General features: G+C 56.3%; 27 protein-coding genes. 13 read left to right on the top strand and 14 right to left on the bottom strand.

The window, feature by feature from the left end; translation table 11 throughout:
* Window positions 1-69: 69 nt before the first annotated feature.
* Window positions 70-906 carry a hypothetical protein gene (locus J2S31_RS07265; protein WP_237098416.1) on the top strand — a complete coding sequence of 279 codons (837 nt, stop codon included), beginning with the start codon at window positions 70-72 and terminating at the stop codon, window positions 904-906.
* Here the strand turns inward: J2S31_RS07265 and J2S31_RS07260 are convergent.
* On the bottom strand, window positions 878-1,843 hold the full coding sequence (locus J2S31_RS07260) for a J domain-containing protein (protein WP_237098415.1): 966 nt from the start codon (window positions 1,841-1,843) through the stop codon (window positions 878-880). The two genes, J2S31_RS07265 and J2S31_RS07260, sit on opposite strands and share 29 nt — an antisense overlap.
* Before the next feature lie 208 nt (window positions 1,844-2,051).
* Between J2S31_RS07260 and rlmN the strand changes: the two genes are divergently transcribed.
* From rlmN to J2S31_RS07240, 4 genes are all read left to right on the top strand, one after another.
* Entirely contained in the window at window positions 2,052-3,077 is a 1,026-nt protein-coding gene (gene rlmN, locus J2S31_RS07255) for a 23S rRNA (adenine(2503)-C(2))-methyltransferase RlmN (RefSeq protein ID WP_237098414.1), read from the top strand.
* Window positions 3,078-3,504: 427 nt separating this feature from the next.
* Window positions 3,505-5,571 (top strand): hypothetical protein, encoded by a 2,067-nt coding sequence (locus tag J2S31_RS07250; RefSeq protein WP_237098413.1) that lies wholly within the window; start codon window positions 3,505-3,507, stop codon window positions 5,569-5,571.
* Between the two features lie 32 nt (window positions 5,572-5,603).
* Window positions 5,604-6,878, top strand: a complete 1,275-nt coding sequence (locus J2S31_RS07245; RefSeq protein WP_237098412.1) for a c-type cytochrome — start codon at window positions 5,604-5,606, stop codon at window positions 6,876-6,878.
* A 189-nt stretch (window positions 6,879-7,067) separates the two neighbouring features.
* Window positions 7,068-7,550: a hypothetical protein gene (locus J2S31_RS07240; RefSeq protein ID WP_237098411.1), complete on the top strand. Its 483-nt coding sequence runs from the start codon at window positions 7,068-7,070 to the stop codon at window positions 7,548-7,550.
* Window positions 7,551-7,556: 6 nt separating this feature from the next.
* On the opposite strand, the gene J2S31_RS07235 is transcribed toward J2S31_RS07240, so the two are convergent.
* Window positions 7,557-7,853, bottom strand: a complete 297-nt coding sequence (locus J2S31_RS07235) for a BolA family protein (RefSeq protein ID WP_237098410.1) — start codon at window positions 7,851-7,853, stop codon at window positions 7,557-7,559.
* 62 nt (window positions 7,854-7,915) lie between these two features.
* Window positions 7,916-8,116 (bottom strand): hypothetical protein, encoded by a 201-nt coding sequence (locus tag J2S31_RS07230; RefSeq protein ID WP_005010619.1) that lies wholly within the window; start codon window positions 8,114-8,116, stop codon window positions 7,916-7,918.
* Between the two features lie 88 nt (window positions 8,117-8,204).
* On the opposite strand from J2S31_RS07230, the gene J2S31_RS07225 reads away from it, so the two are divergent.
* The gene (locus J2S31_RS07225) at window positions 8,205-8,480 is read left to right on the top strand and encodes a hypothetical protein (RefSeq protein ID WP_237098409.1); all 276 of its coding nucleotides are present in this window, start codon (window positions 8,205-8,207) and stop codon (window positions 8,478-8,480) included.
* A gap of 9 nt (window positions 8,481-8,489) precedes the next feature.
* Here J2S31_RS07225 and lpdA read toward each other — a convergent pair whose 3' ends face one another.
* The 6 genes from lpdA to J2S31_RS07195 are packed head-to-tail and all read right to left on the bottom strand — an operon-like array spanning window position 8,490 to window position 13,991.
* Window positions 8,490-9,884, bottom strand: coding sequence for a dihydrolipoyl dehydrogenase (gene lpdA, locus J2S31_RS07220; RefSeq protein WP_237098408.1), 1,395 nt, complete (start codon window positions 9,882-9,884; stop codon window positions 8,490-8,492).
* Window positions 9,885-9,937: 53 nt separating this feature from the next.
* Window positions 9,938-10,537, bottom strand: a complete 600-nt coding sequence (locus J2S31_RS07215; RefSeq protein WP_237098407.1) for a hypothetical protein — start codon at window positions 10,535-10,537, stop codon at window positions 9,938-9,940.
* Between the two features lie 3 nt (window positions 10,538-10,540).
* Entirely contained in the window at window positions 10,541-11,221 is a 681-nt protein-coding gene (locus J2S31_RS07210; RefSeq protein ID WP_237098406.1) for an MOSC domain-containing protein, read from the bottom strand.
* Between the two features lie 19 nt (window positions 11,222-11,240).
* Window positions 11,241-12,233 (bottom strand): signal peptide peptidase SppA, encoded by a 993-nt coding sequence (gene sppA, locus J2S31_RS07205; protein ID WP_237098405.1) that lies wholly within the window; start codon window positions 12,231-12,233, stop codon window positions 11,241-11,243.
* Complete coding sequence (locus tag J2S31_RS07200; RefSeq protein ID WP_237098404.1) at window positions 12,226-13,152, bottom strand: hypothetical protein; 927 nt, start codon at window positions 13,150-13,152, stop codon at window positions 12,226-12,228. The genes sppA and J2S31_RS07200 overlap by 8 nt, the downstream gene beginning before the upstream one ends.
* Window positions 13,153-13,178: 26 nt before the next feature.
* Window positions 13,179-13,991 carry a formylglycine-generating enzyme family protein gene (locus J2S31_RS07195; protein WP_237098403.1) on the bottom strand — a complete coding sequence of 271 codons (813 nt, stop codon included), beginning with the start codon at window positions 13,989-13,991 and terminating at the stop codon, window positions 13,179-13,181.
* 154 nt (window positions 13,992-14,145) lie between these two features.
* Here J2S31_RS07195 and J2S31_RS07190 point away from each other — a divergent pair, with 154 nt between their 5' ends.
* Genes J2S31_RS07190 through J2S31_RS07165 form a run of 6 tightly spaced genes read left to right on the top strand, consistent with a single transcriptional unit; the run spans window position 14,146 to window position 17,942 of the window.
* Window positions 14,146-14,637: a TRAP transporter small permease gene (locus J2S31_RS07190; protein ID WP_237098402.1), complete on the top strand. Its 492-nt coding sequence runs from the start codon at window positions 14,146-14,148 to the stop codon at window positions 14,635-14,637.
* Complete coding sequence (locus J2S31_RS07185; protein WP_237098401.1) at window positions 14,634-15,908, top strand: TRAP transporter large permease; 1,275 nt, start codon at window positions 14,634-14,636, stop codon at window positions 15,906-15,908. The genes J2S31_RS07190 and J2S31_RS07185 overlap by 4 nt, the downstream gene beginning before the upstream one ends.
* Window positions 15,909-15,958: 50 nt before the next feature.
* A complete protein-coding gene (locus J2S31_RS07180) occupies window positions 15,959-16,507 on the top strand; it encodes a methylated-DNA--[protein]-cysteine S-methyltransferase (protein ID WP_237098400.1) in 549 nt (182 codons plus the stop codon).
* The gene (gene recO, locus J2S31_RS07175) at window positions 16,494-17,246 is read left to right on the top strand and encodes a DNA repair protein RecO (protein WP_237098399.1); all 753 of its coding nucleotides are present in this window, start codon (window positions 16,494-16,496) and stop codon (window positions 17,244-17,246) included. Before J2S31_RS07180 ends, recO begins: the two co-directional genes overlap by 14 nt.
* A gap of 30 nt (window positions 17,247-17,276) precedes the next feature.
* Window positions 17,277-17,660, top strand: a complete 384-nt coding sequence (locus J2S31_RS07170; RefSeq protein ID WP_237098398.1) for a RidA family protein — start codon at window positions 17,277-17,279, stop codon at window positions 17,658-17,660.
* Window positions 17,661-17,675: 15 nt separating this feature from the next.
* Complete coding sequence (locus tag J2S31_RS07165) at window positions 17,676-17,942, top strand: hypothetical protein (RefSeq protein ID WP_237098397.1); 267 nt, start codon at window positions 17,676-17,678, stop codon at window positions 17,940-17,942.
* A 27-nt stretch (window positions 17,943-17,969) separates the two neighbouring features.
* Here the strand turns inward: J2S31_RS07165 and J2S31_RS07160 are convergent, their stop codons facing one another.
* Window positions 17,970-19,352, bottom strand: a complete 1,383-nt coding sequence (locus J2S31_RS07160) for a nucleotide sugar dehydrogenase (protein WP_237098396.1) — start codon at window positions 19,350-19,352, stop codon at window positions 17,970-17,972.
* A 94-nt stretch (window positions 19,353-19,446) separates the two neighbouring features.
* Entirely contained in the window at window positions 19,447-20,259 is an 813-nt protein-coding gene (locus J2S31_RS07155) for a cytochrome c family protein (RefSeq protein WP_272908640.1), read from the bottom strand.
* Between the two features lie 136 nt (window positions 20,260-20,395).
* Here J2S31_RS07155 and queA point away from each other — a divergent pair, with 136 nt between their 5' ends.
* Window positions 20,396-21,436 (top strand): tRNA preQ1(34) S-adenosylmethionine ribosyltransferase-isomerase QueA, encoded by a 1,041-nt coding sequence (gene queA, locus J2S31_RS07150; protein WP_237098394.1) that lies wholly within the window; start codon window positions 20,396-20,398, stop codon window positions 21,434-21,436.
* A gap of 21 nt (window positions 21,437-21,457) precedes the next feature.
* Here queA and J2S31_RS07145 read toward each other — a convergent pair whose 3' ends face one another.
* From J2S31_RS07145 to eno, 3 genes are all read right to left on the bottom strand, one after another.
* Window positions 21,458-21,742 (bottom strand): integration host factor subunit alpha, encoded by a 285-nt coding sequence (locus J2S31_RS07145; RefSeq protein WP_237098393.1) that lies wholly within the window; start codon window positions 21,740-21,742, stop codon window positions 21,458-21,460.
* A gap of 496 nt (window positions 21,743-22,238) precedes the next feature.
* Window positions 22,239-22,553, bottom strand: coding sequence for an FtsB family cell division protein (locus J2S31_RS07140; protein ID WP_237098392.1), 315 nt, complete (start codon window positions 22,551-22,553; stop codon window positions 22,239-22,241).
* A gap of 6 nt (window positions 22,554-22,559) precedes the next feature.
* Entirely contained in the window at window positions 22,560-23,849 is a 1,290-nt protein-coding gene (gene eno, locus J2S31_RS07135) for a phosphopyruvate hydratase (RefSeq protein WP_237098391.1), read from the bottom strand.
* Window positions 23,850-23,870 lie beyond the last annotated feature (21 nt).

Here is a 23,870-nt window from a genome sequence, read left to right as displayed (position 1 = left end):
TCCTTGTTCCAACCTTCACGCTGTGTTATAAGTTTTCCCTTTCAATCACACGGAAAGCCGTCATTTTAGATGAAATCATTCCATCCTATCCGAGTCCTCTGTCTGATTCTGGTGCTGATCCTCGCGCCGGGGTGCGTCAAAATATTTGAAAACAACCACGACCTGCAGGCGCAAAAAGCCCTGAAAGACCTCATGGCCATTCAGGAGCAGTTCTACCAGAAGAATCAGCGCTACGCCAAGAACCTCGTGGAGGTCGAGGATTACAAGCTAGAGTATCACAGTGGCATCGTGTACCTGGAAATCGAGTCGGCCGGCAAGAACAAGTACCGCGCCATTGCTCTGCCCGCGGAGTCGACCACCGCGCGGGTGTTCGCCTACGATACGGAACAGGGCGGCTTCTATGAGATGGGTGAAGAAGAGGTGGCGAGTTACGTACTCGGCGCGTTGAACCACATTCGCAATGAACAACAGCAAAAGCGGGTTGTGGACATTGTCTCCGGACTGTTGATGGTGATTCTGGCGGCGATGGGGTTCAAATTGCACGCATTGTATAAGGGACCCAAGTCCGCGTGGGCGATGGTTCCCTATTTTCTCGCCATCCCGCCGCTCATCATGTCGGTGGCGGCGCTGAATCACATGAACCGCGACATCATGATGACGCCGCTTCTACAGACGCTGATTTTTGGATCGATCGGATTGTCGGTACTTGCGATGGTGATGAATGTGATGAGTTTTACCAAACTGCCGCCGGGGGACAACCGCCCTGCCCTGATAGGCGTTGCGATGTGCACACTCATGATCGCCGTGTTCAACATCGTCGTTCTTGCGAACACCTACATCAAATACTCCGAGCCGCCCGGCCGCGGCGACACCTACTTCATCCCGGCACCACCTCGACCACGATGATGTGATTGCAGTTGGATGGGTTTGCCGAGTCCGTCCGGACCTTCAGGGAAAAGGTTTGCCCGGTCACGGTGGTTTTGGGGAGGGCGTAACGGATGGGGCCTTCGTGCGTGTCCAGTATCATCACCTGTCCCATCGAAAGATCTTTCTGCGTGACCCGCACCTGGTAATAAAAATCCTCGCTTTGCTGAGCCTGCGGAGAGGTGACCTGAATGCGAAGCACCAGATCCCCGCGCTTTCGGTTCAACAGGCCGCGCTCCCCTTTTTCCGGAATGCGCATGACAATGTCTTCCGTTGTTCCGGCAGGGATGCGGATGTTGAACGTGCCGCCCGGTGTACGCACGCGCACGGTGCCGCCGTTCAGACCGGTATGAGATTCGATGTTGACGGTCTTTTCGAGATCGAGAGAGAGCACGCGGCGTTCCAGGCCTTGCAGATTGCGGTACGTGCCGTTCCACCAGCGGCCGATGCGCCGGGCAAAAGGCGAACCGGCTTCCGCCGCCTTGCGATCCTCCTCAGGCACCACCTCCGGTTCCGGAGGAGTGGAGTGGGCGTAACCTTTTCCATTGCTCCGCAGGGTGTCTTCGTCTTTCACATATCGATATGAATTCGGAGCGCGATGGCGCTGACGGCTTCCATTGGTTTTCGATTGGGATCCAAAATCCGGCTGAGGCGGGATGGCAGGTTCTTCAACAGAAGCGTTGGACTTCCATTTCAGCCGCAGACCCGGGTTGGTGCGGTAATACCGTTCCAGCACACCAAAGGCGATGGAGATTTTTTTAAAGCGATCTTCGCTTTCTAAATCGTTGGGGTTTCTGTCAGGATGGTACTGCTTGGCGAGTTGGTAGTAGGCCTTTTTGATCTCGGCCCAGGAAACACCTTCAGCTACATTGAGTGTTTGAAAGCACTCAGGCAAGTCCACATAGCGCGTCGCATTCATAACTACGAATCGCTCCTCCTCTAATATGTCACAGCCCAGCCGGGAAACCGTGCGGGCTACTCACAGTTTTTCCACAGGCCGGTCCTTCCGCATCAACTGGAATAGGTCAACAAAAACAAAGTGCCCCTCTTTTTGGCCTTTGCTCTTGTAACTTATTTGGAGTAGCCTGATAATACCTTTTTTTTATAAAACTGCAAACGGTTAATTTATGGATAATTTGATCAGTTATCCGGAACACAAGCTGAATGAAATCATGGTGGCGTGGGGAGAAAAACCTTACCGCACGCACCAGGTTTTCAACTGGGTTTATCATTATGGGACCCGGCAGTTTGGGGATATGACCAATCTTTCCAAGGCGTTAAGAAAAAAGCTGGAGGAACGGTTCTGCATCGCCCTGCCGCGCATCGTGTTGCGCACGCCATCCAAGGATGGGTCGATCAAATACCTTTTTGGCCTGGAAGACGGCCAGGAAGTGGAAGCCATCTGGATGCCGGAAGCGGACCGCAAGACGCTTTGCATCTCGACGCAGGTGGGGTGCCGGCTGGCCTGCTCCTTCTGTCTGACAGCAAGCATGGGGTTGAAACGCCACCTGACGGCGGCGGAGATCATCGGCCAGTACATGGCGGTGAACGCCGATCACACGGAAGAGAACCAGGTGTCCAACATCGTGTTCATGGGCATGGGCGAGCCTCTGGATAATTACGATGCCGTCTGCGACGCCCTGCGGTTGATGGTTTCGCCGGAAGCGCTCCGCATCTCCACCCGCAAGATCACCGTCTCCACCTCCGGGCTGGTGGACCGCATCGAGCGGTTCAAAGGGGAGAACCTGCACGTCAATCTGGCGATCTCGCTCAATGCAACCGACAACCCCACGCGCGACCGCATCATGCCCATCAATAAAAAATACCCCATCGAAGCGCTTCTTGACTGCCTGCGCACCTATCCGTTGAAACCGGCACGGCGGCTGACTTTCGAGTATGTGATGCTGAAAGGCATCAACGACACCGACGAAGACGCACAGCGTCTAGCCAAACTTCTACGCAACATTCCATCCAAGATCAACCTGATCCCATTCAACGCATTCGACAGCGCACCCTACCAGCCCCCGGACCCGCGACGGGTTCAGGCCTTTCAGGATTACCTCATCGGCAAGCATTATTCGGTATTTGTACGGAAAAACCGGGGAACCGACATTCTGGGCGCCTGCGGTCAACTGGCCGTACAAAACGCCTGACCAGGCAAGCCGGCAAAGACCCAACATGCGGAAAAACCCCTTGAAAGGGCTGTAATCGAAGTTCTTATTCCGCCTCGTTGCCAACACTATAATTTCCTTGACTTTAAAATACCCCTATGATAATTCTCTACGTCTCTTAAGGACGTATTTTAAAGGGTTTACCCTTACCTCGGAGCCACAGAGAACGTTTTCAAAGCATTTCTCACGATTCAATAAGGTTTCATGCCTTAAAACCGAACTTCAGGATTCCGGAATGGATAACACTCCAAACACAGGGAACAGGTTTTTGTCTTTAAAGCAGTTTGTCCTCTTTTTTCTGATATTTGGGTTTGGTTTTCTGAACCCGGGTCTGGGTTCGGATACATCCTCCCTCCTCCAGAATGCCCTGAGTCCCGCTTCCGCTTTCGCACAGGAAGAGGAAGCAGTCATGGACGAAGAAATGGGCGAAGAGGCAGGTGGCGAGGAATTCGCAGACGAAGGAGGCGGTGAGGAATTCGCCGATGAAGGCGGTGGCGTCGAGTTTGCGGATGAGTTCGCGGGCCCCGAAAGCTTTCTCGAGGAACGGTTTGAAGACAAGTTTGGGGAGGAAGAAGGCGGTGCAGAAGGCAGTGAAGAAGGGGGAGAAGAGGCCGCAGAAGAGGAGGATCTCTCTTACCTGACCGACATTGGCCCCGCCAAGGAAATCCAGAACGAAGGATTTAGCTTTCCGGGCATCGGCAACCGCAAAATCACCTGGTTTGCCGCTCAGCTCCACATCCTGTTTGCATCGTTCATTCTGGGATGTCCCATGTTTGTCGTCATCATGGAAGTCATGGGTTCGCGCCGCACTCAGGGCGTCCGCAAGGCGATCATCCTTTCCAACGTATTTCTGGCCGTCCTGATCGGCGTCGTTTTCGGTATCATCGGTGAGATCATTGTCGGCATCCACCATGGTGTTCTTTACGGACTGTGGGCATGTTCGTTTGGCGCGCTGGTGGTCAGTTTCCTGAATTATTTCCACCGCCTGATCAATGTCAAAGCTTCCTGCCTGGTGGGAGGCGTGGTCGGCGGCATTCTGGCATTCATACTGGTTCCCGGCGCTCATGTGGCCGTCGATAATGCCATCCTGGCATTTCTGAACGGTGTCGTCGGCGGCATGCTTTCCAATTACATCATGTTCGCCGAGGCGGACTTCAAGTTCGAGCGGCTGGCTCACGAAATCACCAAAGTCATCGGCTTCTGTTACAGCTTCACCGCGTTGAGCGGCGGACTGTTCCTGTTCGTGATGATGGTGGCGTATAAGGACTTCATCAGCTACCTCGTCAACGCCTACCCGATCCTGTTCATGATCGGTTACCCCACCCTGTTCATTCTGGAAACCATCGTCATGTACGTTTATGTGTACTCATGGGATCCGTTGAACAAGGCAAATAAAAAAGGCCGTCACATTGTAACGGGTATCATCCTGAACATCCTGGGCCTGTCCCTGCTGTGCGCCTTGGACGGTCCGGCAACCCTGATGCAGACCCCGCCCAAACCATACGATGCGCTGTTCACCACGATGACCGAATGGGATCGCATCGCCACCGCCACCTGGATGCCGCTCAACTACCACCGCCTGGTGGGCAACGGCACCTTCGGCGGGTTTATGGTGGGCATCATCGCCGCGTATATGTACCTGTGGTCGCGTGATCCGAAGGAACGCGAGTACTACGACTGGGTCGGCTACATGGGCAACGCCATCGGCGTGATGATCATGATCCCGCTTCCGGCGATGGGTTACATCTTCGTCCGCGAAATCTATCAGTACGACGCCACCATCGGCATGTATATCATGTCCGACCGCGAGTCCATGTTCATGCTGGTGCAGGGCCTGCTAATAGGCACCATGTTCAGCGCCAGTAACGTGTACATGTGGGTGAGTATGAAGCGTATTGACAACGCACACCGGTTCTTCCCCGCCATGAAGCTGGGGTTTGTGCTGATCGTCATCGCCGCCGCCATCTGGTTCACGCCGAGGCGCTTCTTCGCCACCATGCTTCCCGAGCCGGGCATGAACCCGGATATGGTTCTGCCGGACGAACTGGCGTTCCTGGCGCTCATGGTGTCGAAAAATACCGCGGCTTTCGCGCTGGTGACCGTCACCCTGATCAACTACATCTTCTATACCATCGCGACCCGCACCGGAAAGATCCATTGGGGCAAGATCAATCCCATGGGGCCCTACATTCTCATCTTCATGGGTTTCACCGACATCTGGTTGATGAGCTGGATGGGCGTCATTCGCGAGTTGTCGCGCATGAACTGGCACATCTACAAGGTTTACAAGGACGTCACTCCGGAGAAGTTTGCGCCGACGCTGGCGGAATCCGGAGTATTCGTAACGGGAATCGTCTGGACTTTCTTTATCATCATGACGGCCATCATTTGGCTGGGCCTCAAATACCCGAAATCGAAAAAAGCCAAGGCTCAACAGGCGGAAGGCGCCCTGCCCGCTCCCTCTGTTGCTGAATGATTGCAAACCCCATTGAAAGCTGACTCAAGCCTATGAATAAGCTGATTAAGTTTTTGACGCCGCCCATCGCCGCCGCCATTTTCGGTTATGGCGTAGGGTTGTTTTATGATCTGAAACCCCTGTTTCTGGCCGGATCCCTGGCTTTCGTCACCCTGCTCTATTGCATTCTTCTGGCACGCACTCCCGGCAAGCCCCAGGAAAAAGGCATCGTTAAAAACGTATTGATGAAACTGCCGATAGTGATCGTCCTTTCGGTCATCGTCTGGTTTGTGGCGGGATATTTTGGTTTTCCCATCTGGTGGCAGATCGAATTCGTGGCGTTCACGTTCGTGGGTCTGGTTTTCTTCGTGGTGCTGGACTTGAGAAGCATGGAGCCGGAAAAAGGCGCCGCGCGCATCAACGTCCGCCTCCTTGGCACATACGGGCTGGCGTCGGTGCTGTTCATCACCATCACGGCGCAACTGCCGCAGTTCAATCCGGAAGTGGAAATTGCAAAGCTGAACAAGCCTCCGGTCAAATTGAGCGGCCTGGCGGGCCCGGAAGTCATTGCCGCCGGACGGCGCGTGTTTGAAGACAACAAATGCTTCAACTGCCACAAGGTATTCTGGGAAGGCAACTCCGATCGCGGCCCCAACCTCGGTACAAAGCAGGTTGGCTTGTTTGACGAGGCCTACTTGAAAGAGCAGATCATCGATCCGCGAAAAATTCAATCGCCCGGTTTTGACGATCCCAAGTCCTATAAAGCCATGCCGACGTATTACGGTGAGGACCTGAGTGAAGACGAACTCAATGCGTTGGTTTCTTACCTCAAAACCATGCGCGACCCGACCAATATTCCGATTGAAGGCAAGCTCGGCGAGCAATGGACCTGGTATGACGATCCCAAGATCGTGGAGCAAGGCAAACTGGTCTACGAGGGTAAAGAACCGGCTGTGGAAGGTCTCAACTGCTCCGTATGTCACGGCACAGACGGCATCCCGCTCATGACGGGCGCTCTCGATTTCCGTAACGCGAACAATAAAGACAGTGACAAGTTCCCCGCAGGCGAGCGCAACGACAAAGTCTTGAAAGACTGGCCGGATGCGCTGTGGTACAAACGCGTCACGCAGGGTGTGCCGGGCACGCCGATGGCCGCTTGGGGCACCATGTTCCCACACCTCTACCTGTGGAAAGCCATCGCGTATGAACGCACGTTCCACGATCCTCTGGAACAACGTGCTTCCAAAGTGCCCATTCCACCGATTCCGACGGAAGAAGAAATCAAACGGTGGAAGGACGATGGATTGTTCATGGATCCTCTGCTTTAGTTCACTGTTTAAATCAGCATAAAAAAACCGGTATGGTCCGCGCCATACCGGTTTTTCATTTTGGAAGCCTGGAAGGCTTGTGCCATCTTATCGGGAGCTTCGCCGGGTACCGGGAAATCTGCTAAAATGCAGACACAAATGCTTCAACCAACCTCTTTGAAGGTTCAATAAAATAGCCAGGAGTCATCCATGAGCCGAATCGATGATCTGATCAAGGAAAACATCTCTGAAGACGGCAAGGTGCTCAACCTTCGCGACAAGTACATCGGCCTGCGGGGAACCATGGAACTGTTCACCAAAAAAGAGGCCCTGCAGAATCTGGTCACCCTCACCTATTCCGGAAACCAGATCGGTGACGAGGGGGCCGAGGCCATCGCCGAATGCCCGTATCTGCAAAACGTGGAGACGCTGAATCTGAACCACAACGAAATCGGCGACGAGGGTGCGGTGGCGCTGGCCAACTCGGCCAATTTTCCCAAGCTGACCAAGCTGTCCCTGTTCGGGAACGTGATCGGGGACGAGGGCGCGCGCGCGTTTGCCGCATCGCCTCAAAGCAAGAAATACATCAAGCTGGACCTGTATAAAAACCAGTTCAGCAATCAGGGGATCAAAGCGCTCACCGAGTCGGAGAACCTGAAGAACTGCGAAGAACTGGAAATCTACCGGGAGTGACCGCCCTCAAGCGGTCTTCCCGGCTTCTTCCCACTGGGAGGGAGTGAAGGTCTTGATCTGGATGGCGTGGATGCGCTTGGGCTTGCCATTGATCTGGTCATCCAGCGCGCCATACACCAGACGGCGCCGGTCCAGCGGATTCACATCTTCAAACTGTTCGGAGACCACCACCACGGCGTAATGCCCGCCTCCCCCCGCCGCTTTGTGCCCGCGGTGCAGGTAACTCTCGTTGATGATCTCCACATGCGTGGCGCCCAGCTTTTCTCTCAAGATGTCGTCAATGATCTGTGTCGTTTCATCCATGATGCTTCCTGTCTCCTTATCCTTGCAACGGCACATCGGAGCGGACTTTAACCGCCCTTCCTTCATTTCAAGTTATTGATGTCCGGCAGATTGTAAAAATCCTTGAGCTTCTGCGTGTAACGCGCATGCGCTTCGTTTTCATCCTTGTCAATCAGCGGATGCCGGCATTTGGCGCACACCGGCAGGCGGTCCTCCGAATACGATTTGATCCGGTTGCTGACCCCGCATCCCTTACAAACTATTATTAACGCGTCTCTTTCCATGCTACACTCGTAAAAAAAGCATTATAAAACATCCAACCAGCGGGGATCGATGTTTTTTTATTACAGTAATGACCCGAACCGACCCGCCATGCCACTCAGCACCAAACTGCTTCTGGGCGGCATCGTCATTCTGGCATTTGTGCTGTTGTTCGTGTTCGGTTTCACGTTTTTTCTGATCGCACTGGCGGGCGGCATCCTCACTCTTCTGGCCGACCTGTTCGGCATCCGCCGCCGACGCAACATGAGTTCACCAACGCATCCCCACACCCGGGACCCGCGATTCGGTCAATGGCCGCCGCGTTCCTCCTCGTCGTCTTCCTCATCCCGCAAGTACCGGGACGATGATGATGTGATCGACGTCTGAAGCACACCCTCAGCGTTTCTTTTTGTAGATGTGCGTCGGCGTGCCGAGAAAAATTTCCGCCGCTTCCATCAGCGTTTCGGAGAGCGTCGGGTGTGGATGGATGGAGTGCGCCAGGTCCTCCGCCGTGGCGCCCAGTTGAATCGCCAGCACGCCTTCGGAGATCAGTTCCCCGGCGTGCGCGCCAACCAGTCCCATGCCCAGAATTTTTCCCGTCTTGGGTTCCAGAATCAGCTTGGTCTGACCATCATTGCGCCCCAGCGTGGTCGCGCGTCCGGAAGCGCCCCAAGGGAACTTGCACACCTCCACCTCGCGTTCCTCGGCCTTTGCCTGCTCCTCGGTCAAGCCACACCAGGCGATTTCCGGATCGGTGAATACCACTGCCGGGATGACCGGCTCCTGCAAGTCATGTGACTCACCCAGGATCGCTTCGACAACACGCTTTCCCTCGTACGACGCCTTGTGCGCCAGCATGGCGCCGCCGATGACATCACCGATGGCGTAGATCGATCCTTCCGCCGTGCGGCCGCTCTGGTCCACCGTCACAAAGCCGCGCTTGTCGAGCTCGATGCGTGTCCGCTCCAGCCCCAGGTTTTCCGTATTCGGCTGGCGACCGATGGAGATGAGGATCTTGTCGAACACCTCTTCCCGCGACTCCGACTCTCCCTTGAGCAGAACCTTCAACCCTTCTTTCGTTTCCTGCAAAGCTTCCAGCCGCGTGTTGAGGTGGATCGCCTCAAAATCCTTGCGCAATTTCGCCTGCAAAACCCGAACGAGATCGCGGTCCACGCCGGGCAGGAGGCCGTCAGTCATCTCCACCACCGTCACCTTCGATCCCAGCGCCGCATACACCGTGCCCATTTCGAGTCCGATGTACCCGCCGCCCACCACCAGCAGGCGCTCCGGAATACCCTCCACTTCCAGCGCGCTGGTCGAGTCCAGAAGACGCGGACTGTCGATGGCGAAATCACCGGGAATGATGGGACGCGACCCGGTCGCCAGGATGGCGTGGTCGAACTCGATGGACTCCTCTCCTACTTTCACGCGATTGGCGTTCTCGAACACCGCCCGTCCGGACACATACTTCACGCCACGTTGTTTGCACAGTTGAGCGAGGCCCTGCGACATCTTGCCGATGACCTGATCCTTCCACTGGCGCAGGCGGTCCACATCAATTTTGGGGTCGCTGAATTCCAAACCCCACTCGCGCGCCTCCTTCGTTTCCGTGATCAGGCGGGCGATGTGAAGCAGGGTTTTGGAAGGAATGCATCCGCGTTGCAGGCACACGCCCCCCATGTTCTTATCTTCGTTGACCAGCGTCACGTCCATGCCGCGGTCGGCCGCGTAGAAGGCCGCGGCATAGCCGCCGGGGCCGGCTCCGATGACCAGTAATCGTTGTCCTGCCATAGTGCGGTCTCAGTTTCCCTATGAATTCACATTAACAGCCCCACGCCGTGCTTTCATTTATGACGGCGGCGGCTGATTTGTTCCCAGGATTGGGGTTTCGCCTTGCTCCGGATTTTGGCCAGCGCGGCGTTGAAAATCTTTCGCGCCTCGGCGCGCGTGGTGTGCGTGCCCACAACGCGGTCGATGAATTCCTTTTCGAGCGCGATGTAGGATCCCATCTGCCGCCCGACTTTCTTGACGATCTGCAGGTTGCTCGGATCCGCCGATCCCTTCGGCGGAATTTTCTTTTCGCGTGGGAACAAACCCTTCGAGCGCGCCGAAGGAGGCGGTTCCTCCATCCTCAAAAACTCCGGCTCCGGACGATCCGGCGGGTCGTTCAAAAAATAAACCAGCGCGAACCCCGCATCGGTGCAGGCCAGTTCGCTCACCCGCTTCTTTAAATATTTCCGGACCGCCTCTTCATCCTCGACAGGCCCATCGAAGCCGATCAGTCGCCACTCCTGCTCCGAGACCACCTCGAACAACCCCAGATCCGCGAGATACAGGCACAGCGCCTGTCTCACCCGGATTTCCACCTCCGGAGACCACACCGCCTCCTGCAACCGTGCCGCCCAACCCTCCGGGGTGAAGGTTTGTGAGTGAGACGAAGACATGATTCAGGAGGTCCCGGAGTGACCCGGCGCGGCGCGGGTTTCCAGCCTGGCCAGTACGGGCATCAGGCTTTTTTTCCAGCTCTCAGACAGAAGTGGATGGGCCAACACCCGGCGCATCGCTTCAAGATTGTTCCTGTCATAAAACATAACGCGGTTGCATTCGTCCACGGTCAACCGTTCGGCATCTTCATGAAGCGGCGCGAGGTGGTCACCCGCCTGCACCCAGCCCTGTTTGAGCACACGCAGGTAGTACCCGGTGTAACCCGTGTCGATCACCCGGTCCGCCATGGTCTTGTCGTCGAAGCGTTTGCTGATGTTGTGGCACGGCTGGCGCGGTTGCGAGCACTGCACTTCCGCTTCTCCAATGCGGAACACGTCGCCAATATGGATTTTGGTCTCCGGCAACCCCTCAATGGTGAAGTTTTCTCCGAAGAAACCCGGCGGCACATCCTGCCCGATTTCTTTTCGCCAGTAAATCAGGTGCTCATGGGAAAGCAGGCAGATCGCCTTGTCCAGGCCGCGGTGGTGCACCAGGTCGGCACTGCCGTCGCCTTCGAGTCCCATGTAATCGAGAAACACCGGGCCTTCCACCGGGTCCTTGAAGATGCCGGAGCGGAACGGCTTGCCGCCGTCGTAGGTGCCGGTTCGGGGCTGGCCGACATTGATGGAAACAATGGTGTTCATGGCAAGGCCGCCTCGCACATCAGGGAACCCACAGATACAGAAACTGCGGCTCCGGAGTTTTTGGCAGAAAGTTGAGGTCCAGGTTTATCATGTTGATCGTCGGCGCTTTCATCAACGAATACACGTTGTCCTTGTACTCCCCGGCACGGTAATAAGTGACCAATTGAAAGTCGCGCAGGGCGAGGTCCTTCTTGATAAGGTTACGCGTGTCGTCAAGATAGCCGACGTGATCGATCAGCTTCGCATCCAGCGCCTGGCGGGCGGTGAAGACGCGTCCATCGGCAAGCTGGCGCACCTGCGCCTCGTTCAGATGAGGCCGGTTCTTTGTGATCACTTCCACAAACCGGTCGTGCATGTCGTCGATCGCCGCCTGGAACAACCTGCGCTCTTCATCGGTGAGCGGACGAAACGGTGACAGGAAATCCTTTTTGTCCCCGGACTTGACCACCTCGAAATCGACGCCGACCTTCTCCATCAACCCCCTCAGGTTCATTTTGAGAGTGATGACGCCGATGCTCCCGGTGATGGACGTGGGGTGGGCGATGATGGTGTCCGCCGCCTGCGCCACGTAGTAGCCGCCCGACGCGGCGAGGTCCATCACCTGCGCGTACACTTTGACGTTGTTCTTTTCCTTGAACGACTTGATCTCGTGGTACAGGATGTCGCTGGAAGTCACCGTGCCGCCGGGGCTGTTGATGCTGAGCAGGATGGCCCGCACGTCGCGGTCTTTCTCCGCCTTGTCGAGCGCTTCCCGGATGCGCGCCACCATGCCTTCTTCTTCACGTGGAGACAGCATGCTGGAGACTTTCTGGTTGGAAATGACCCCGCTGACCTCCAACAGCAACACCTTCGTGCGCCCCTCACCGGAGAGCACTTTTTCCTTGAGCGGCGATGGCGGAGGAATGAGGTGAATCTCAAAAACCGTGCATCCGGAAACGCCAAGAGACAACACGGCGGCCAACATTGCCTGCACAACCAGATGGAGCCACCGGCGGGTTCGTTTCTCAGGCATTTTGATTTCCTTTCACAAGAGTGTATTCGTACACGGCTTTGAAATGACCGGCTTCGGTTTTCCATTCCTGCCGGCCGGTGTCAAAAAACGACTCCACTTTTCTGTACAGCTTCTGTGCCAACTCGGAGTTCAGGTCATCGCCCGGCACCAGTGCGTATTCCAGCAGGTAATTGGTGTTGATGACGAGGTCGCGCACCGCCATGGTCTCCCGCGCCACCACCATCTTGTGGCCTTTGCGGGCGCTGGCGGAATCGATGTTTTTGGGCGTTCCGCTCTGCAGGCTGTGCGTGATGCGCTTCAACGCTTCCTTCACCCCTTCAATGCGGGATTGCAGTTCCGGATCGGAGCCCGCCTCCTTCAGGCGCAGTTGGATTTTCTGCAGAGGATCGATCAGGTTGAGTTCATGCAGAAACCCTTCGCTCAGATCATACATGCGGCACAACTCCGCGATGGGCAGCTTGCCGGAGGCGGTGGTCTCCGTCTCCAGCGCTTCCATACATTTTTGCAGTTGCGTCTCCAGGTTGTCGGTGAATTTGGCCCGGGTCTTTTCCAGACGCTCCTCGAATTCCTCCTCGCCTCCCAGTTTCTTGAACTCCTGCCGGCATTCCTTTTCCAGTTTCTCAAACAGCAGGTCGGCTTCGGAGTTGATGTAGCTGAGCAGGCGGAGCTTGCGTTCCGGCACCATGGGCTGAACGAACTTCGAGCGCACCTCTTTTTCCACGCGGACGAGGTCCTTGGGCATGTTGCGAAACAGCTTGTCGAAGCTGTCGTAAAACGCACGCCAGCGCTCGATGGTGTGCTTCTTGTTGCTGGTGGTGTACTTGATATTGATGTTCTTGATGCGGACGGTGTTTTCCTGCATCAGCGAAACCAGTTTGTCACGCATCAGCGTGTCGATCTTATCATCCACATTATCCATAGGGAGTACGCACCGAATTCTCTTGCTCAGGGGTTTGGTGAAGCCGACCGGGCGCAACGACAGCCGATTCCGTAGAAATCCTTGGCGTCATCGAACCCGTACCGGCGTGACGACCGCATGTAGTCGGGAAGGCTGTTCCAGGCGCCCCCGCGGACAACATGATACGTCCCCGATTCCGGGCCGCGGGGATTGCTGTCATCGCCGGCCGAATAGTAGGATTTATCATACCAATCGTACACCCATTCGGCAATATTCCCCGCCATGTCGTGGACGCCCTCCGGAGTCCGTCCGGCTTCCAGGGTGCCCACTTCGTGCAGGACCTCGCCTTTGTGGATGAAACAGCACTTGCCGAAATTGGCCCGCTCCGGCGTGGGTGGCTCTTCACCCCACGGGTAGGTCCGCCCCTCCATCCCGGCGGCGGCGCGCTCCCATTCCGCCTCCGTCGGCAGGCGCTTGCCCCGCCAGCGGCAGAAGTTACGGCACCGCTCCCAGGTGAGGCCGATCACCGGCTTGTCCACCATGTCCGGTCGCGGGTCGCGGCCCCACCAGCCGGTGATGGTCGGGTGCTCGTCGGGATGCGCCTTGAGGTATGCCGCAAAATCGCCGCCGGTGACCTCGAACCGGTCCAGCCAGAAGGCATCGAGGTACACCTTGTGGCGCGGCATTTCATCTTCCAGCCCCTTGCCCGGTTCGCGGCCCATCCAGAACTCCCCGGCAGGAAAATGGACCATGTCGGCCGCCGCGTCCTCAGAGGCGATACTCAAGGCAGGCGCCGCCAACCAGAACAGCGCCCACGCAACCAGGAATAAAGCAATGCGGTTCATTTCCAAACCATCCATTTCCCGCTTTCCCGCGGATTGTATTAAATGATTGAGCCGATATGGCAAAGCCTTTATTATACATAACCGTACCGGTTCGCTTCCGGGAATCTGAAATCCCCTTTTCCGTAGCCGAACCGAAACCGGCATTCCACCCATTCCCAAACCGTCTGCCATGCGAACCGTACGCCAATTCGATGACATTCTCGCCCGTATCGAAACCGCCGTCCTGATCCTCCTGCTGACGGTCATGGTTCTACTCTCCTTCGGCCAGGTGATCCTGCGCAACCTGATGGGCACCGGCATCCTGTGGGGGGACATCCTGCTTCGCCAGTTGGTGCTGTGGGTGGGTTTTCTGGGGGCGTCTTTGGCGGTGCGTGAACGAAAGCACATTGCCATCGATTTTCTGCCGCATTTCCTGAACGGCTTCTGGAAGAAGGTCAACCGCATCGGCGTGGACGTCGTGACCGCCGTCATCAGTATCTTCCTCTCACTTGCGGCATGGGATTTCATGATCTTCGAGAAAGAAGGCGGCTCGACCTTGTTTCTGGATATTCCCGTATGGTTGTTCCAGACCATTCTGCCCTTCAGTTTCGCCCTCATCGCGCTTCGTTTGATTTTACGCGTGACGAGTGAAATCGCCAATTTCCGGATGCCTGCCGAATGACCCTTCTGATCGTCGCCGTCATCCTGCTATTGACCCTGCTGGGGACGCCGCTCTACGCGGTGATCGGCCTCGCCGCCCTGCTGTCGTTTCATTTCGCAGAGATCGATTCGGCCGCGGTGTTCATCGAACTCTACCGCGTGGCCAGCGCGCCCACCCTGCTCGCCATCCCGCTGTTCACGTTCGCCGGATTCATCCTGGCGGAAAGCAAGACACCGCAAAGACTGACACGGCTCACGCAGGCCCTGCTGGGGAGCGTGCCCGGGGGACTGCCCTGGGTGGTGCTGGTGGCGTGCGCGTTTTTCACTGCGTTCACCGGCGCGTCGGGGGTGACCATCATCGCACTGGGTGGTCTGTTGTACCCGCTCATGCTGAAAGAAATGTACGGCAAAAACTTTTCGCTCGGCTTGATGACCTCGTCGGGAAGCCTGGGCCTGCTGTTCCCGCCGTCTCTGCCGCTCATCCTGTATGGCCTGGTGGCGAAGGTGAACGTCGATCAGTTGTTCCTGGCGGGGGTGGTGCCGGGGATCATTATGATCGTCATCCTCGCCATGTACAGCATGGCGCAAAGCAAACGGTTTGGAATTGAGAGAACGCCCTTCAACTGGCAGGAGACGAAAAGCGCGGTGCGCGAGGCGGCGTGGGAAATCCCCCTGCCCTTCCTCGTGCTGTACGGCATCTATGGCGGCATTTTCACGGTGACGGAAGCGGCGGCGGTGACGGTGGTGTACGTGGTGGTAGTGGAATGCTTCGTGTACCGGGACATTCATCCCATCCGCGACATGCCGGAAATCATGAAAAAAAGCATGGTGCTGGTGGGCGCGATCCTCATCATTCTCGGCACGGCGATGGGCTTCACCAGCTACCTGGTGGACGAGCAGGTGCCCATGCAACTGCTGGGCTTCATGAAGGATTACATCGACGACCAACTGACCTTCCTCATCATGCTCAACCTGTTTCTGCTGGTCGTCGGCTGCATGATGGACATCTTCTCCGCCATCATCGTGGTGGTGCCGTTGATCGTGCCCATCGCGCAGAACTTCGGCGTGGACATGGTCCACCTGGGCGTCATTTTTCTGGTCAACCTGGAGATCGGCTACTCCACGCCGCCGGTGGGGCTCAACCTGTTCATCGCCAGTTCCCGCTTTGAGGAGCCCGTGGTGCGCCTGTACAAAGCCACCCTGCCGTTTCTGGGCCTCCGGCTGATGGGGCTGATGGCGGTCACGTATTTTCCCCTGCTCAGCCTGTTCCTGCCCAACCTGTTTGGAAGCTAGCGTGTTACAATGGCCTCCGTCGGCCACCTTGGCAGAAAGGACGCTCCACCATGCAACCCACTCGGAAACACCAACGCATCGAAACCGATTCCCTTGTTTACGCAACAATGGAAAGTCCCATCGGCATCCTCGGCGTCGCCGCCACCGATAAAGGCGTGTGCAACATCCGTACGGCGCAGAAGAGCGAAAGCCAGTTCCTGCGTTACCTGGAAGACGTGTACACCGCCCGGCCCATGCACGATCCCAAACGACTGAAACCCGTGATCGATGAGTTGAAAGCGTATTTTAAAGGGGAACTCACAGAGTTCGACTGCGAACTGGATCTCACCTGCGGCACGCCGTTCCAGCAGACTGTGTGGAAGCGGCTTTTGACCATTCCTTTCGGCGAGACGCGCAGTTATGGCTGGCTGGCAGAAAAACTCAAAAACCCAAACGCCAGCCGCGCCGTGGGCAACGCCAACGGTAAAAACCCGGTACCCGTCATCATCCCCTGCCACCGCGTGATCCACGCCGACGGCGGACTGGGCGGCTACACCGGCGGCCTGCACATCAAAGAATTTCTGCTAGACTTGGAAACACACGCTCATGCCCCTGTATAGAACGCAGGCCGTTGTTCTGAGAAGCATGAACCTGGGCGACGCCGACAAGATCGTTACCCTGTTCACCCGCGATTACGGCAAAGTAAAAGTCGTGGCCAAGGCGGCCCGGCGCATCAAAAGCCGCTTCGGCGCGTGTCTGGAGCCGATGACCCACCTGTCGCTCATTTATTTCGGCAAGGAGCACCAGGACCTCTATCGTCTCAACCAGTGCGACATCGTGCACTCGTTCCAGAAAGTACGCGAGCATCCGCAGAAGTTTTATACCGGCATTTATTTCGTGGAATTGTCGGAGAGCCTGGTGGCGGAGGCGCACCCGGAAACCCCAACCTTTGACCTGCTGTGCAAGGCCCTGCGCAAGGTGGAGGGCCAGACCGACCTCGAAACCCTGTGCCGACTGTACGAGATGCGCATCATGGCCCTGGCGGGCTACACGCCGCGTCTCAAGCGGTGCATTCAATGCCGGGAGGAACCGCAATCCCGCTGGGTGGGGTTCAGCTACACGCGGCATGGCATCTTATGCGCCCCCTGCCAGGAACAGACGGCACTGGAGACGCGCATCCAAAACGGCACGCTCAATTACCTGCGGAAACTGCTGACGCTGGACATCCAGCACACCGACCGCCTGAAAATTCCCAAGGGAAGCGAGGCGGAAATCGAATCCATCACCCACCGCCTCATTCTGGCGCGGCTGGGACGGGAGTTGAAATCGTATCCCTTTATCAAGAAAATGGCGGTGTGACTCCGCCCCCCTTCACCGAAAGCGAGGAACATGGAAAAGCAAGCCATCCACACCGACGACGCTCCGGCGGCCATCGGCCCATACCAGCAGGCCATCCGCGCCGGGCAGTTTGTGTTCACCTCCGGGCAGATCGCGCTGGACCCGAAGTCGGGCGAGTTTCTGGCGGGTGAAATCGAGGAGGAAACCGAGCGCACGCTTCAGAACATCGGCGCCATTCTGAAAGCCGCCGGGCTGGGATTCGAGAATGTGGTGAAGGCGACGGTCTATCTGGCGGACATGAACCACTTTGCCCGTATGAACGCGGTGTACGAAAAGTACTTCGCCGCCGGCAAACCGGCGCGAGCGTGCGTGCAGGTGGCGGCGTTGCCCAAAGGGGCGAAGGTGGAAATCGATGTCATCGCCCAGGCGGGTTGAAAGAGATTTAAATCAATGGCAAAAAAGAAAAAGCAGGAATTGAAAGGCCAGATCAACTTCTACAAGGCCATGGCGGTATTGGGCGCGATCATTGCCGGAACGTTCGTTTATATGCTTCTGGACTCGGCTCCGCGCTTGAGCGCACGGGAATTTCATGATCCCAAGGATTCCGCCACCCAGTGCCTGTCCTGCCATACCGGGCAGGCAAGCAACATTCCCATCATGCCGCACCGCAGAATGGACTCTTGCACCTTCTGCCACACGCCGGACAAAGCCGGGTGACGCTCCGGCGCCCCTCCCATTCCTGGTTCAGTCGAAGTGCTCGCGGGCGGGCTTGCCCACACCGTACACGTTGAAGCCGATATCGAACAGCGCATCGTGGTCGAGGTGGTTGCGTCCATCAAAAATGAACGCCGGCTTTTCCATGCGGTCGAAGATTTCCCGGTAATCGAGATCGCGGTACTGCTTCCACTCCGTCAACAGCGCAATGGCATGGGCGCCCTTCACGGCTTCGTAAGGATCTTCCACGTAATCGATCTCGCCGGGCAGACCTTCCAGATCCTTTTGGGCATTGAGGATGGCATGAGGATCGGAGATGCTGAGCCATGCCCGCTCCTCAAGGAGCGCGCGGCAGATGTGAATGGCCGGGGCATCGCGCGTGTCGCCGGTGTCCGGCTTGAACGCAAAACCGAAGATGGCGATTTTCTTGCCGACGACGGAATTGAACATCGCCGTGACCATGCGCTGAACGAAACGCTGCATCTGGAAATCGTTGATGTCCACCACCTTCTGCCAGAATTCCGCGACCGGATGCAGGCCATAATGCTCGCACAGATAGATGAGATTGAGCAGATCCTTGCGAAAGCAGGACCCACCGAACCCCACCCCTGCACTCAAAAACTTTGCGCCGATGCGGCTGTCCATGCCGATGGCATGGCCCACCTGCGCCACATCCGCTTCCGTCAGTTCGCACAGGGCGGAGATGCTGTTGATCGACGAGATGCGCTGGGCAAGAAAGGCATTGGCCACCAATTTTGACAGTTCACTGCTCCACAGGTTGGTGGTGAGCACACGCTCCTGTGGCACCCAGTGTCCGTAAATGCGGGTGAGTTCGTCGCGCGCCTGGCGGCCGCTCGGCGTGTCCATGGACCCGATCAGAATGCGGTCGGGTTCTTCCATGTCGCGGATGGCGGTGCCTTCGGCCATGAATTCCGGGTTGGACAGAATTTCAAAATGCACGCCGTTGTCGCCGGAGTGCAGAATGCGGCGCAGGGTTTCGGCGGCGCGCACGGGGATGGTGCTCTTTTCGACGACGATCTTGTCGGACCGGGAATTCTCCTTGATGCGGCGCGCGGTCTGTTCGATGAATTGCAGGTCCACGGCGCGTCCTGCGCCTTCACCAAATGTCTTGGTGGGGGTGTTCACGGTGACGAAGATGATATCGGCTTCGTCGATTTCCTTGTCAATCTCGGTGGAGAAAAACAGGTTGCGGCCGCGGCTTTTAGCAACACGGTCATACAGGCCGGGTTCGTAAATCGGCAACTGCTCGGAATTCCACAGCGCGATTTTCTCCCGCGAGATGTCCACCACCGTCACCCTGTAATCGGGGCAGTGATGAGCGATGACGGCCATGGTGGGCCCCCCCACGTATCCGGCCCCGATGCACACGATCTTCTTGACGAAATCCCCCATAGCAGGCTCCCACCGTTGGACATAAAAAAAGGGAGGCCGGTTCGTAGCCGAACCGGCACTCCCTCATAGTATAACGGCGAAATTCGCCAATTGGTTATTTATAGTAGATTTCGCCTTTTTTATAGTTGAAGGCCCTGCCACCTTTCAGGAAGCGCAGTTTGCCCTTATGGATCTTCCAGTTTTCAACGACGACGCCTTTTTCTTCAGACAGGCTTTTTTCCTTCGACCGGTCCTTCACCTTGCCGTCCTTCACGATGTTCTGGTCGGCGTTGTCCTCGGTGATGAACTTCGAGAAAGGATGGACGTTGGCAAGGGCCGCTTCCAAATCCGCCTTTTCACCCTTGTGCGGATTTTGTTTGTGCCCATGACACCGGTTGCACACGTTCTTGTAGTCCCAGCGCAAGCCGTATTTCTCGATGTCCCCTTTCTTGAAATCGCCCTTGGTGTTTTTCATCACCACGCGGAACTGGGAACCACCGGCAACGGAATGGCACATCTCGCAACCCACCTGCTCCAGGTTGGGCTCGGACGGATCGATCCGGGTGCTAACATCGCGGCCTTTGAATTTGGTGCCTGGCGGAATGAACCCACCACGTTGACGGTAGCCGGTGGTGTGGCAGAACAGACAGGCCGGATCGCTAGTGTAATCCTTTTCCGGATCGAGGCCGTCACGTTTCTTGGCATCGGCGGCGTTGCCTGCTTTCAACAAATCAAAGGTTTTTCCATGGGGTGACTTCTTCCATGCTTGGTAATAGGGATCGTGGCAACTGCCATCACACTTTGTGGCGCCCACGAATTTCGGTCGTTTGGGGACCTTTTTCTTGGCGGCCTCGGCCGTGTCGGAATAACCCAGAAAAAGGCATAAGGTCAGAAATAAATATCCGAACGATTTAAAAACTTTAGCCATTGTTATCACCCTGATGGTTGGCAGTTTCGGTTAGCACTCCGTTAAACGTCCGCGCAGGATATAATAAACACTGGGATGGGTCAATATGAATTTCCTGCCCCACAACCGTTAAAAATTTGATAATACAATAGATTTCATGAATATATCTGATTTCGATTTTCATCTGCCGGAAGAGTTGATCGCGCAAACACCTGCCCAAAAAAGGGATGACTCCCGCCTCCTGGTGGTGGACCGCAAAACAAGTAAAATGACGCACCGGGGCTTTTCCGACTTTACGGATTTTCTGACCGACCGCCCCCTCCTGATATTCAACAACACCCGTGTGCTTCCCGCCAAACTGACAGGGCAACGCGCCGATACGGGCAAACCCGTCGAGTGGCTGTTGGTTCGACGGGTGGAACCGGCCTGCTGGCTGGTGCTGACCCGCGGCCTTTCAAAACTGAAGCCGGGCCAGGCGTTTCAGTTTGGGAATGGATTGAGTGCGGCGTTTGAACAGGTGGCCGGGGACATGGCCCAAGTGCGGTTTTCCAGTGAAGAAGCTTTGAGGGCCGCGTTGAACCGGGAAGGGAAAATGCCCCTGCCGCATTACATCAAACGGGGTGGGGACTTGGCGGAAAAGATGGACCTATTGGATCGCGAACGCTACCAGACCGTCTTTGCGAGGGAAGAAGGAGCCATTGCGGCGCCTACCGCCGGACTGCACTTCACCCCGGAGATGATGAAGCACCTTGAATCCAAGGCGGATGTGGGGTTTCTGACTCTGCATGTGGGGCCGGGAACCTTCCAGCCCGTGCGGGTGGACAAGGTGACGGATCACCAAATGAAAGAGGAGTTTTACCGGATTCCCGCGGACACGTGGAACCGCATTCATAAGGCAAAAGTCGAAGGCAGGCCCGTACTCGCCGTCGGCACCACCAGCACACGTGTGCTGGAGTCGGTGCGCTTTGACCAGCCCGTGGAACAGGATGTGGAAGGATGGACAAACCGGTTCTTGTACCCAGGCCAACCCTTCCATACCGTGGATCGACTCCTGACCAACTTCCACCTGCCCCGCTCCACCCTGTTTCTTCTGGTTTGCGCGTTCGCAGGCAAACCGTTGATGGAAAGGGCCTACAAGGGAGCCATCGCAGAAAAGTACCGGTTTTTCAGCTACGGGGATGCCATGCTGATCCTGTGAGGCCATGGCCCCCGAAACGAATCATTCGCCTTCGCTGTTGACCGCTTGTTTGAAGTGCTTTCCGGACTTGAAACGGACCACTTTACGGGCGGAAATTTCAGCTTCTTCACCGGTTTTGGGGTTTCGGCCCATGCGCTTGGTCTTGGACTTGACCTGGAAGGTTCCAAAACGCCGCAAGATCACAGGCTCCCCCTGCCCCAACGATTCCTTGATCAGCTTGATCACGGTTTCGACCGCTTCTTCGGCTTTCGCCCGGGACAGGCTCGCTTCCTGCGATACATGGTTGATAATGTCTTGCTTGGTCATGCTCCCTCCTTCAATTCACGAAAAAGAAAGTGATATAAACCTACCTAAAAAGGCATTTTATATCCGTTTTCCGCCCCTCATGGCTTCAACTCCACAATAGACTCACAAACCCGCCGCCCGAAGCGATCCATCACATCGGGGGGCCTCGACCAAGAAACCGGCACTGCGATACAGGGTCCCTTTTGACACCTCATTCACCCCTATCGACACCGGCATCCAGACTCTTGAATCTGTTCGTTACCCAAAGTGGAATGACATTACTTTACCATTTATTTCAAAATAATCAATAGGTTATTGCACCAATTCCAGAATCATTTTGGCTCAAACTTTGCAAACAAAAAAACCGCTTCAACCCAAAAGAGCGCGATGCAATTTTTCTATTTATTTATAGCTATTTAGAATTCAATTCCAAGATTCTACAAAAGGTATGGCGTCGCGGGAATTTTTATGTAATCGGTTAGAAATCAATCAGTAAGAAAACCACTTCCGCATGAAATCAGGGAGTATCGGGGTGGGGAACAATCTGGTACACGGTTTCTCCCGGACGGACCAGATTTAATTTTTCGCGAGCCACCCGCTCCACCGCCAGCGGGTCTTTCTTGAGGGCTTCGATTTCTTCCTGCAGGGCTTTGTTTTCCCGTGTCAGGGTGACGTTGCCCTCTTTCATTTTCTCAAGTTCATCCTTGAAATTAAACACCGTCATCACACCATCATCGCTGAACACCGCCACCCCGACCATGATGGCGAACAGCAGCAGGCTGAGCGCCATCGTGGCCTGGATTTTATTGAGCGATTTCGGTTTGATTGCCATAGCGCATTACATTCCCAGGTTGTAAAACACCTCGCGGCCTTTGAACACCGCCGACGGCCCCAGCATTTCTTCAATTCGCAGGAGCTGGTTGTACTTGGCGACGCGGTCGGTGCGGCACAGCGACCCGGTCTTGATCTGTCCGGAGTTGACCCCCACCGAGATGTCGGCGATGGTGGTGTCCTCCGTTTCCCCGGAGCGATGCGAAATGACGGCGGTGTACCCGGCGCGTTTGGCCATCTCTACCGCTTCCAGCGTTTCGGTCAGCGTACCGATCTGGTTCACTTTGATCAGGATCGAGTTGCACACGCCTTCCTGAATGCCTTTCTTCAGAATTTTGGTGTTGGTGACGAACAGGTCGTCCCCCACCAACTGCGTGGTGTCACCCACTTTTTTCGTGAGCTTCTCCCAGCCCTTCCAGTCGTTCTCCGCCAGGCCGTCCTCGATGCTGACGATCGGATACTTCTTCACCAGCCCGGCCAGGTAATCAACCATCTCGTCGGAAGTGAGTTTCGATTTCTTCTCCGCCGCCAGCACGTATTTCTTGTTCTGGTACAATTCACTCGCCGCCACATCGAGCGCCAGCAAAATGTCCTTGCCTTCTTTATACCCGGCGCTCTTGATGGCCGCCAGCAGGACCTCAATCGCCTCGGCGTTGGATTTGAGATTCGGCGCAAAGCCGCCTTCATCACCCACGGCGGTGTTGTATTTTTTCTTTTTGAGCACGGCTTTCAGGTGATGAAACACCTCGGTGCCCATCTGCAGGGCCTGGTGAAAGCTGTTCGCGCCGACGGGCATGATCATGAATTCCTGGATATCGACGTTGTTGTCGGCGTGTGCGCCGCCGTTCAGCACGTTCATCATCGGAACCGGCAGTTCGCACGCGTTGCTCCCGCCGATGTAGCTGAACAGGGGGATGTCGAGATCGTTCGCCGCCGCGTGCGCCACCGCCAGAGACACGCCGAGGATGGCGTTCGCCCCCAGCTTGCCCTTGTTGGCGGTGCCGTCCATCTCGATCATGATGCGGTCGATCAGCCGTTGCTCCGTAACCTCGATGCCTACCAGTTCCGGCGCAATTTTGGTGTTGATGTTCTTCACCGCCTTCTGCACGCCCTTGCCCATGTAGGTCTTCTTGTCTCCGTCGCGCAACTCCAACGCCTCGCGCGATCCGGTGGACGCGCCGGAAGGCACCGCCGCGCGGCCCATCAATCCTTCTTCCAGAAACACATCCACTTCCACCGTCGGGTTGCCCCGCGAATCCAGAATCTGTCTTGCCTGAATGCCAACGATCTCGCTCATGATTCTCCTCTAAATTCCCCT

It is taken from the genome of Nitrospina gracilis Nb-211, from assembly GCF_021845525.1.
Lineage (GTDB): Bacteria > Nitrospinota > Nitrospinia > Nitrospinales > Nitrospinaceae > Nitrospina > Nitrospina gracilis_A.
This window is presented reverse-complemented; position numbering and strand designations above follow the sequence as displayed.